Source organism: Magnetococcales bacterium (assembly GCA_015228935.1).
Classification (GTDB): domain Bacteria; phylum Pseudomonadota; class Magnetococcia; order Magnetococcales; family DC0425bin3; genus HA3dbin3.
Genome location: JADGCO010000126.1, coordinates 1 through 10,408, shown reverse-complemented (window position 1 = coordinate 10,408; position 10,408 = coordinate 1). Strand labels below are relative to the sequence as shown.

The following is a 10,408-nucleotide window of genomic DNA, read 5'->3' as shown; positions in this document are numbered from 1 at the left end:
GGTCGTCTTCATGTTGATTTTCCTCCTGACAACACCTCGGCCACTGAGGCCAGTGCCCGGGCGACATCGGTTTCATCCTGATAAAAATGCGGAGAAAAACGGATTCCGGCACCCCGATGGGCCTGGTAAACATTCCGGGCCATGAGTTCCCGATGCAAGGTGCTGGTTGCTACCTGTGGATGGGAAAAAATCAGGATACCGGCCTCCGGAAAACCATCCGGGGCCAAAGGGGTATGGATGATACAGCCCAGATTGCGCAAACCCGTGGTCAAGGATTGGACCAACCCATGAATCCGATTCTGGACGTTGGCCACACCCACGTCCAGGAGCAATCCAATACTCTCCCCGAGTGCTGCCGCGCCCAGAAGATTGGGGGAACCGGCTTCAAACCGGCGACAATCTTCCCTGGGTTCGATACAGATCCGTTGATAATCGCCGGCATTGGCCACTGAGTGCCATCCCAATACCCGGGGTTGTATTTGCGCCTGGCCTTTTTCCGACAGGTAGAGAAAACCGCACCCTTCCGGACCCAAAAGCCATTTATGGCCATCGGCACACAGGGCATCGATTCCCATGACTGCCGGTTGGAGGGGAATGACGCCCAGACTTTGAATGCCATCCACCACAAACAAGGTGGTTGTAGACCGCAATGCCGCACCGATTGGCTCCAGATCCACTACGGCCCCGGTACCAAACTGGACTGAACTCACCGCCACCACCCGGGTACGGGCATTGACCCGCTCCAACAAGGCCGACGCATCGACCCGGCCATCATTGCCGGACGGCACTTGATGGACCTTCAGGCCATGCCGACGGGCCAGATCCAGCCAGATGACAATGTTGGAAGGAAATTCCTGATCTGTCGTGACAATTTCGTCCCCTGCCTGCCAATCCAGGCCCAGACCAACATAGGAAAGCCCCTCGGAAGTATTGGGCACAAAGGCCACGTCGCGGGCAGAGACATCCAGCAGTTGCGCACAACGCTGTCTGGCTTTGGTGTAGACTTCATCCAGTTCGCGATAACGAAAAGCCCCATACCGGGCCATGTGGTCCGCCAATTCGGCCATGATGCGCACCGAGCGCACTGGCAGAGGGGCCACACCGGCATGATTGAAATAAATCAATCCTTCACGCAGAGAGAATTCCTGGCGATAGTTCATTTTATTGGTTCTGTTTAAAAAGCATGGTCGCAGCTTCTTCAAGGCGACCTTGCTGCAACCACTCTCTGGTCCATCTTTCGGCGGTTTCTGCCAACATGACACGTGCCTCCTTCAAATCGTTTATTTCCGGAACGGATTCCAAATTGGCAGGAATTGTCTTGGCAACGTCCAACGACTCGGCCCGTTATACAATACGATTGGGGCAACGGGGAGAAATTTTTGACCTGCCGGAACCTGCAAATTTTCCAGGCAAAATACTCTATTTCCGCTGTGAAAATCAATATCGAAGGAAACGAATACACCAGACAATAATTTTATTGAGGAATTTTTTTGAAAATCCGGATTTCAACCCGGCGATTGCGGGCATAGGCGGCTTCGGTGTCGTTCGGATCCATGGGGCGCGAGGAACCGAAGCCTTCGAGGATCATGCGTTCAGGATGGATTCCGCCTGCCGCAAAAAAGTCTGCCGCACTCTGGGTGCGATGTTGGCTGAGCTGGAGATTGTACGCATCGGTACCTTGTCGGTCGGCATGTCCCTGCAACAGGACGCGGGCATCCGGATCTTGTTGTAAATACTGGCGCATGGGCGTCAGCAACTGACTTGCTTCCGGATCAAGTCGGGCTTCGCCGAGAGGAAAGCGGATTGTTCTCTGCAACCCGGAAACAGGCTGCAAGGCAGCAAGGCTGCCGGGCAGCAGCTTCAAATCATTTTGTGCTTGCGACTCCGAAAGTGGAGGCAAAAACAAGAGACCCCGATCAATATCGGTTTTTGCAGCAACGCCGATGGCCTGCATTTGTTTTTGGAAGCAATCCAACAACTGGCCCAGGGTGTTGCGGTAGGCAGGATCTGACGGCGTCATCAACCCGGATGAAGCGGACCGGGCATCGGGATGACCAGGACGTGATTCAGTTCCCGGACACATGGACAAACCCAACAAATGCTGATTCGATGCCTCTCCGGCAACAGGAAAAACAGGCTCAGGAGCCGGAACGACCTGTTGCATGAGATCGTGGGGCGGCTGAGTTTTTTCAGCCTGGACCACGGGCGGCTGTGGTTGCCCGGCCTGGACCACGGGAGGCTCGGTTTGCCCAGCCTGGACCACGGGCGGCTGCGGTTGCCCAACCTGTTCCACAGGAAGCTCGGTTTGCCGGGCCTGTTCGACAGGGCGTGGAGGTTTATCGATCTGAACAACATCGGCCAAATGCTTGTCTGCCTGAACCACAGGCAGCGGGGGGGGACTGGTCTGCACGACGGCAACCGGAAGTTGGCCTGTGCGAATGACCGGGACCGAAGATGAATCGACCACCCGGGAAAGCCTCTGACCATTCGGAACCAACATGAAAAAGAAAAGAATCAGCGCACAAAAAAGCAGCAACAAAAACCAGGACAGAATGCCGACGGCTCCATCAAGCAGCATGTAATTCGTCATGAGATTGCGGTTCTGAATATTCATAGAACGATTATTTGTAGCGCATCAAAAAGCTGTTGAAAAAAGCCTCTTTGATCTCTTTGGGAACCCTGGCTGCCAGGGGAATATCAACCGCATCATGCGGCATCGTATTTTGTCCCCCGCTGCCGGAGACCAATTTTTCAATCACCTTGTTCAATTCCAATCCTTTGATAGGCGGCAGGGATTCCGGGCGCAGGAGTGTCAATCCTTTCCCGTGGCCTGTACCAGAACCAGAACCAGAACCAGACGTGAAATCGGTATTTTTCGTGGGAACTCCAATTGACCGGAGCCTGGAGCCATGGGCAAAACCCCGGGAGGGTTGGAGCGGGGTTGACTGTGTCATGGACGCGGCCTGCCAAGGACCTGAAGGCGCTGTGGTAACCGGCAGCCTGCGAATCCGGGAAGTTGCAGGGGGTGTGTCCTGATTATGCGCGGTCGCAATGGCAACGGCAGGAGCGGGTCTCTTCGACCAGGGATCCGGGACAAAACCCTGTATCGTCGATGTCACTTTGGCAAGAACCGGTCTCTTTGACCCGGAATCCATGCTGGTCTGTTTCTGGGGAGATCCAGAAAAAGACCTCTCCTGATCGGTACGGGATGATGAATTCAGACCGGTTTTATCTGGATTGTCGATATTTTTCTGCAACAAGGTCGGCGACTCTCTCCAGACAGAAACTGGTACGGAGGATGTGCCATGCGAAAATACCGGTGTGGCTGCCGGCTCTGGGGAAACCACCTGGGAATTGACAGGCATGGCAACCAGTTCTGGGGGAGCCACCTGGGAAAATACAGGAGCGGCTGAATTCACCGGCGTGAAGTGCGCCACGGAAGGTGCCGACCGGGCCGACAATTCCAGCATCAATTTGCGGGAATAATCCTGCAACCCATGCGCAATTTTCATCAGCCCCAAATCGAGTTCCAGCAACACCTGACCACTCACATCACGCTCGGCGAGCATCCGACCGAACCGCTCAGTCAGTTCCAAAAGAAGATCCACCACCCTGGGATCGCCTACAGGCACGTCCGCATGCAACCGGGAGGTGATATCCGCAATATTGGCCCGAATATGCTGTTCGTCTTCGCCACAAAACGTAGCCAGGAAACCAGATACATTTTCGAGCAGATCCATCAGTGATTCACCCTGGATGCGCCAGGGCTGATGCCGGCGAACCCGTGCAGCTTCCGGCACAGGTTCCGCTACAGTCGAGTCAGCCCCCGTGATCGATTCTGGTGCAGCAACAGCCACAGATTTTGGCACGGCTGCGGATTCCATGACTGGTGCGGTGGCAGGATCTGTTACAAGCACAGTTGCGGGTTCCACTGCTGGCACGGCTGCGGATTCCATGACTGGTGCAGTGGCAGGATCTGTTACAAGCACAGTTGCGGGTTCCACTGCTGGCACGGCTGCGGATTCCATGACTGGTGCGGTGGCAGGATCCGTTACAAGCACAGTTGCGGGTTCCACTGCTGGCACGGCTGCGGATTCCATGACTGGTGCGGTGGCAGGATCCGTTACAAGCACGGCTGCGGGTTCCACTGCTGGTACGGCTGCGGATTCAACGGTTGCGGGTTCCACTACTGGCACGGCTGCGGATTCCTGTGGGGTCATAGCCACAGTACGCGGTACTGGTTCACGCAGGGGTTTTGGACGTTTTGCCCGACGTTGCGTTGCAGATTGTGCGGACAACTCCGCCATCAACTCCCGGGTAAATTCCTGCAACCCATGGGCAATCTTCAACAAGCCCCGATCCAGTTCCTGCACAACCTGGCCGTTGATGTCCAGATTGCGGGCAAAAATCAACTGGCTGAACCGTTCGGAAAGCTCCAGGATCAAATCCACCATACCGGGATCATGGACCGGCACATCGGCTTTCAAGCGGGAAACAATATCCTCGATGTTGGCAATGACACGCTCATCACTACGCTCGAAAAACACCGCCATGAAACGGGACATATCCTCCAGCAACGCTTTCAGGGTATCTCCCTTGATCCTCCATGGCTGACGGGCTGGATCGGGGCCATCTTTATTCTTGTTTTCTTTCCCCCTGAAAATTTCCTCCAGGCGTTCTTCCTGGTCGTGCAGACGCTCCAGCAAGGGATCCAGGGGAATCATCCGACTCAGGCTTTCCCGGGAAAAGGTTCGGGTCAGACTTTCCTGGAATTGGTCGCGGAGCTGTTCGCCTTGCAGCCGGATTGTTTTATGCAATTCTTCCTGGGAAAGATCGAGACTCAGGCGGCGCGCCAACCGTTCACTCTCCTCGCGAATGACGGTTTTCAAGGGTTCCAATTCCAGCTTTTGATGCAGAGAATCGAGTGCCGGTCCCATATGGGTGGCAAGGCGCTCCAGGCCATGCCGCAACCGCTCTTCCAGATGAATAATCTCGGAACGAAACGCCTCGGCCACCATCTCCCGGGAGTTGGACAAACCGGCATGAGCCAGGGCAATGGGCAGGGCCTCATCGATCAACTGCCGTTGCTGCAACAACAACCGCCCGGTTTCCGCCTTGACCACGGCCACCACAGGATCCAGGGTGGTTTTCCCTTCAATGTTTTTGACTGCGACCGAATCCAACGCATCGTGCAGGGCACGGGATTGGCTGAGCGTAAAATCCCGGAACAGGGTTCGCAAATCGTCCATGATGGTGTTCATGGCCACATGTTCCCGGTGCAGGGCATCCCGGAACAGACGCTCCATGGCTGGCAACAACTCTCCTTGATGACGCTCCATCTGTTCCAGGATATGTGCCGGTTCGGTCTGACTCCTGACCAGGGCCGTTTGCAAATGTTCCATATTCATCTGCCCCTTGCTCAGGGACGTCTGAATGTTGGCAATGGCAGGTTCCAGAAGAGCCAGATCCTGGACCAGGGCCTCTTTCAGTTCGGCCAAAACCGGTTCCATGGCAGCCCGATCCTGGGCCAACAGCTCTTCCAGCAGCCGTTCCTGTTTCACCAGCAATTGGCTTTCCCAGCGTTGCCAATCCTGTTCGGAGGGACCGGTTACGGCATGGGCAGCCTGCTGCTGGAACATCTCCCCCAATATGTTCACCAAATGGTTTTGATTTTCCTGCGCGGTGGCGGTCAGGACCTGTTCCAGGGTGGTCAGGATGGTCCGCTTTTCCTGGCCCAGAATCTGGTGCAAATCCGTAGTCACACGGGTCAGGGCCTGTTCCAGGGTGGTCAGGACGGTCTGCTTTTCCTGGCCCAGAATCTGGTGCAAATCCGTGGTCACACGGGTCAGGGCCTGCTCCAGGGTGGTCAGGACGGTCTGCTTTTCCTGGCCCAGAATCTGGTGCAAATCCGTGGTCACTCCGGTCAGGGCCTGTTTCAGGGCAGCCAGAACGGTCTGCTTTTCCTGGCCCAGAATCTGGTGCAGATCCGTGGTCACTCCGGCCAGGAGTGTGGTCACCACATGCCGATTTTCCTGGCTCTCCTGACTCAGGATCCGGCTCACATCCGCCGTGGACTCGGCCAGGAGCATGGTCAGAATCTCCCGGTTTTCCTGGCTCAGGATTTGCCACAAATCAGTTGAATTATCGGCAAGCTGGCTGCGCAGCAACTCGTCCTGTCTGGCAAGAAGTCGCTCCCCTTCGGCCTTGACGGCGGCCAGGATTGGTTCCAGGGTCAGGGTGCCATCGACATCCCGGACTGCCACTTTTTCCAGGGCCTCGTGCAACACCAGGGATTGATTTTGTGCCAGGTTCTGAATCTGCTGGCCAATGGCCTTCAACAGCGTTTCCTGGGTACGCCATTGGCGGGTCACGACCTCATCCACCACACGCCGCTGCTCTTCGAACAACTTTTCATTGACCTGCCGCAAATCCCGCCCCAGGGGTTCCAATACCTGCTGCAATTGGCTCTGCCCTTCAACCAATTGGCCCGTCACCTGCCGCAAATCCTGCCCCAGGGGTTCCAATACCTGCTGCAATTGGCTCTGCCCTTCCACCAACTGGCCCGTCACCTGCCGCAAATCCTGCACCAGGGGTTCCAATACCTGCTGCAATCGAACCTGACCTTCGGCAAACCGGTCGGCCAAACGCTGGGTTTCTGCCTGGACGATGCCGGTCACGACCTCGACGGAAAGACCCCTGGCCAGACTCTCCCCGATACGGGTGCGCAATTCTCCCAGGGACTGTTCCAGGCTCTCCCCGGATGGAAGCCAGGTGCGCAATTCTCCCAGGGCCTGTTCCAGAGTCTCCCCGGATGGAAGCCTGCCGAACAATTGTTCCATGCGACTCTGCTGTTCCTGAAGCACACCGAGTACTGGTGCCGGGGAGAGTTCCTGAATCAGCTTATGAACCAGCGTCTCGTCCTGAGTCCGGATTTCAGCAGCCCATTGTTCCCTGGCCTGCCGCAACTCCTGGTTCAAGGGGGCCAGCAATTGGTGCAGTTGGGTTTGCCCCTCGGTAAAACGGTCAGCCAGGTGCCGGGTTTCCGTTTTGATCAGGTCGGCCACGGCCTCGATGGAAAGACCCTGGGCCAGGTGCGCCTCCATGCCTGAACGCAGGTCTTCCAGGGCCTGTTCCAGGGTCAGCCTGGATGGAAGATGACCCAGCAATTGATCCAGGTGGGTCAGTCGTTCCTGAAGCGCCTGCTCCAACGGCTCAAAATTTCCATCCTGGACTGCATCATTCTCTTTCTGCTGCTGAAAAGCATTCAGGACTGCGGTACGTGTCTGGGTCAAATATTCTCCCTGTTGAACCAGAGCCTCCAGAATGGGCGGCAACAGGCGTTTTTCGGCAACCTGTGCCCATGACGCCTCTCCCTGTTCCTGAAGGGCCAACATGCGTTCATAGCCATCCCGGATCAGTTCAGTATCCCGCAACAACATGTCACTCAGGGTGGATTGCAGGGCCTGGAATTGATTTTCAGCCAGACGCTGGCCAAAATTTTCCATGGCCCGCAACACCGGTGTCAGGGAAATCTTATCGGCAACGGCCTGGGCCAGGGAAACATCCTCGAACGTCTCCCCGGTCTCGATTGACGTGGCCCGGCGTGGTGCTACTTGGCCCAGGATAGAAAGGGTTTCACGCAGCTCCGAGGTTTGCCGGGTCAGCAACATCTCAATCCGTTCCTGCACGGCATTCATCAGAGTGTCCGGCTGGTTGCCAAACGTGGATGTGGTCAACAGACGTTCATATTCGGTCCGCACTGAACTGGAGACAATCTCTGCCAGATTGACCCGCTCCAGGGTTTCCAGGATCACGCGGCTCATTTCCTGGAAAGTGGCCAAAACCGGTGCCGAGGTCTCTTCCAGAGCGGCGATCCTGTTGCCATCGCTTTCTGGCGGAGACATTGCTGATCCGATTGGGCGGTGTCCATCCGGCATCAGGCGCTCAAACTCCTCCCTGAAAGTCGCCACCAAAGGCTCCAGCAAATCGTTCACACTCAACCGATCCTGGTCAAGTCTGGCCACCAATGATCGGGTTTCGCCCTGAATCGACCGAACAATTTCTTCCAGGGGAAAAACCGGGGTCGCATCTGCCAGGGCATCCCGAAATACCTTCTGGACCGTATCGGCCTGGCGCTCCAACAAATCCCTGGTCTCCCGACGAAATACTTCAAATATCCAGGAAGCATGGGTATCGACGTTTTCCACCGTGGAAGAGTTGCCACCGGTATTCTGGGAGAGAATGCGCACCAGGGTTTCGTTTTGTCGCTCTCCCTGTTCCCGCAACACGGCCAGGACCGGCGTCAGGGAAAACTGCTCTGCCTCCTGATTTTGAGATAATTGCATGGCCAGACGGCTGCTCTCATTTCTGACCGTTTCCTTGATGCCCTGGGGATCCACGGCCACCTTCAGGGCTTCGACCAGGTGAACTACGGCCTCTTCCAGGGCCTGTTTTTGGGCCTCCAGCAAGGCCTTGCCGTTGGCCTGGATTTTTTCGAGAACGACATCGTGTTCGCCCCCCCCTCTTCTGGCCATCGAATGGGTCGCAGAGAGTGTTTCGGCCAGGGTCTCTTTCAGTTCCGATACCGCCCCCGCCAGGGTTTCACGCAACAGATGTTCCTGATCCTGACGCGACTGTTTTCCTTCTGCCTGTACCGTCAGCGACAGATTTCGGACCAGATCCTCGGGACCCAATACCGCCTTCAGATCAGAGACCACCTGTCCCATGGCCTGACGGATCAGCTCATCCTGCCGGGCCAGGACCCGTTCCCCTTCGGCCTTGACGGCGGCCAGCAATGGTTCCAGGCTCACCTCGCCATCACTGCCGCGCACGGCCACATCGTTCAATACATCGTGCAGGGTCTGGGATTGCCGCCGGGCCAGATTTTCTCCCTGTTCCCGCAACATCGCCAGCAACGGATCCAGGTTGAGATGGTCCTCTGTCAGTGCCTCCCGCAGTTCGGCCAATACCGGCTCCAGATTCCGGTTTTCCGTCTCCAGCAAATCCCTGAATACCTGTTCCTGGGCGGCAAACAGGGCGGCATTCTGACTCCGCAATTCCACCAGAAGAGGTTCCAGTTCCTGAGCGGAATTTTTTTCCGTCAGGGCATGGTCCAGCCTGGCCAGAAGTGGATCCCGCTGGGCAAATTCCGCGACCAGGAGTTCTCGCACCTGCTGTTCCTGGGCCGCCAGCAAGGCGTCATTCTGAATGCGCAAGCGGTCCAGAACCGGGGCAAGTTGCCGTTCCACGCCATCCAATTGTTCGATCAAGACCCGGTTTTGCCCCTGCAAGGACTCCAGAAGGGGTTCAAACCGCTCTTCCATGGCCCCCAACCGATCCGTCAGTTGTTCGGCCAACCTGACTGATTCGCCAACCCGTAACCCTTCGGCCTTGACGGCGGCCAGTAGCGGTTCCAGGCTGATAGCACCATCGGTGCCCCGCACGGCCACGGCATCCAGGACTTCATGCAGAGTCTGGGATTGCCGCCGGGCCAGATTTTCCCCCTGCTCCCGCAATGCCGCCAGCAAGGGATCCAGGTTGAGGCGATCCGCCGCCAGAGCCTCCCGGACCTCGCTCAATACCGGCTCCAGATGGCGTTGTTCGGCTGCCAATTTCCCCTGCATTTCGGCAAACATCGGCTCCAGGTGCTGCCTTTCAGCACTCAGAAGGTCTTTCAACACCCGTTCCTGGGCGTTAAGCAGGGTCGAGTTTTGTTGGCGCAACTCCGCGAGCAGGGGTTCCAGATCCAACCCGGGGGCCTTCTCTGCCAGGGTGCGGTCCAGATTGGCCAGAATGGGATCCCGCCGGACAAACTCTGCCACCAGGGTATCCCGCAATCTTTGCTCCTGGGCCGCCAGCAAAGCCGTATTCTGATCCCGCAATCGTTCCAGTGCAGGTTCCAAACGGTTTTCAATCACCCCCAATCGTTCGGTCAGGCCTGTCAGGTGTTTTTCCAACTGGGCCGATTCACTCTTGATGGCCGCAACCGGATCCAGGCCAACTATCGTATTCTTGAGATCCGCCAAACGTTTGTCCAGCAAAGCCGACTCGTTCTTGATGGCATCGGCTGGATCCAATGTGACCAGCGTCTCTTTCAGTTCTGATACAGAACCCTCCAGACCCTCCAGACCCTCCAGAACAGCATGAACGACCCGCTCCTGTTCCGAGCGCGACCGTTTTCCTTCTTCAAGGACTGTCCGGGTCAAATCCCGGGCCAGTTTTTCACTACCCACGGCAATTTTCAGGTCGGCAACGGCCCCGTTCAGTGCCTGCCGGACCAGTTCATCCTGCCGGGCCAGGACCCGTTCCCCTTCCGCCTTGACGGCGGCCAGCAACGGTTCCAGGCTGATTTCGCCGTCGGTGCCCCGCACGGCCACGGCATCCAGGACCTCATGGAGGGTCTGGGATT

General features: G+C 56.9%; 3 protein-coding genes. All 3 read right to left on the bottom strand.

Annotation, left to right across the window (positions count from 1 at the left end):
- Positions 1–8: 8 nt before the first annotated feature.
- Entirely contained in the window at positions 9–1,160 is a 1,152-nt protein-coding gene (locus HQL65_18655; GenBank protein ID MBF0138259.1) for an aminotransferase class V-fold PLP-dependent enzyme, read from the bottom strand.
- Positions 1,161–1,474: 314 nt separating this feature from the next.
- Positions 1,475–2,590 (bottom strand): OmpA family protein, encoded by a 1,116-nt coding sequence (locus tag HQL65_18650; protein MBF0138258.1) that lies wholly within the window; start codon positions 2,588–2,590, stop codon positions 1,475–1,477.
- A gap of 31 nt (positions 2,591–2,621) precedes the next feature.
- On the bottom strand, positions 2,622–10,408 hold a 7,787-nt coding region (locus tag HQL65_18645; GenBank protein MBF0138257.1), incomplete at its 5' end, for a hypothetical protein.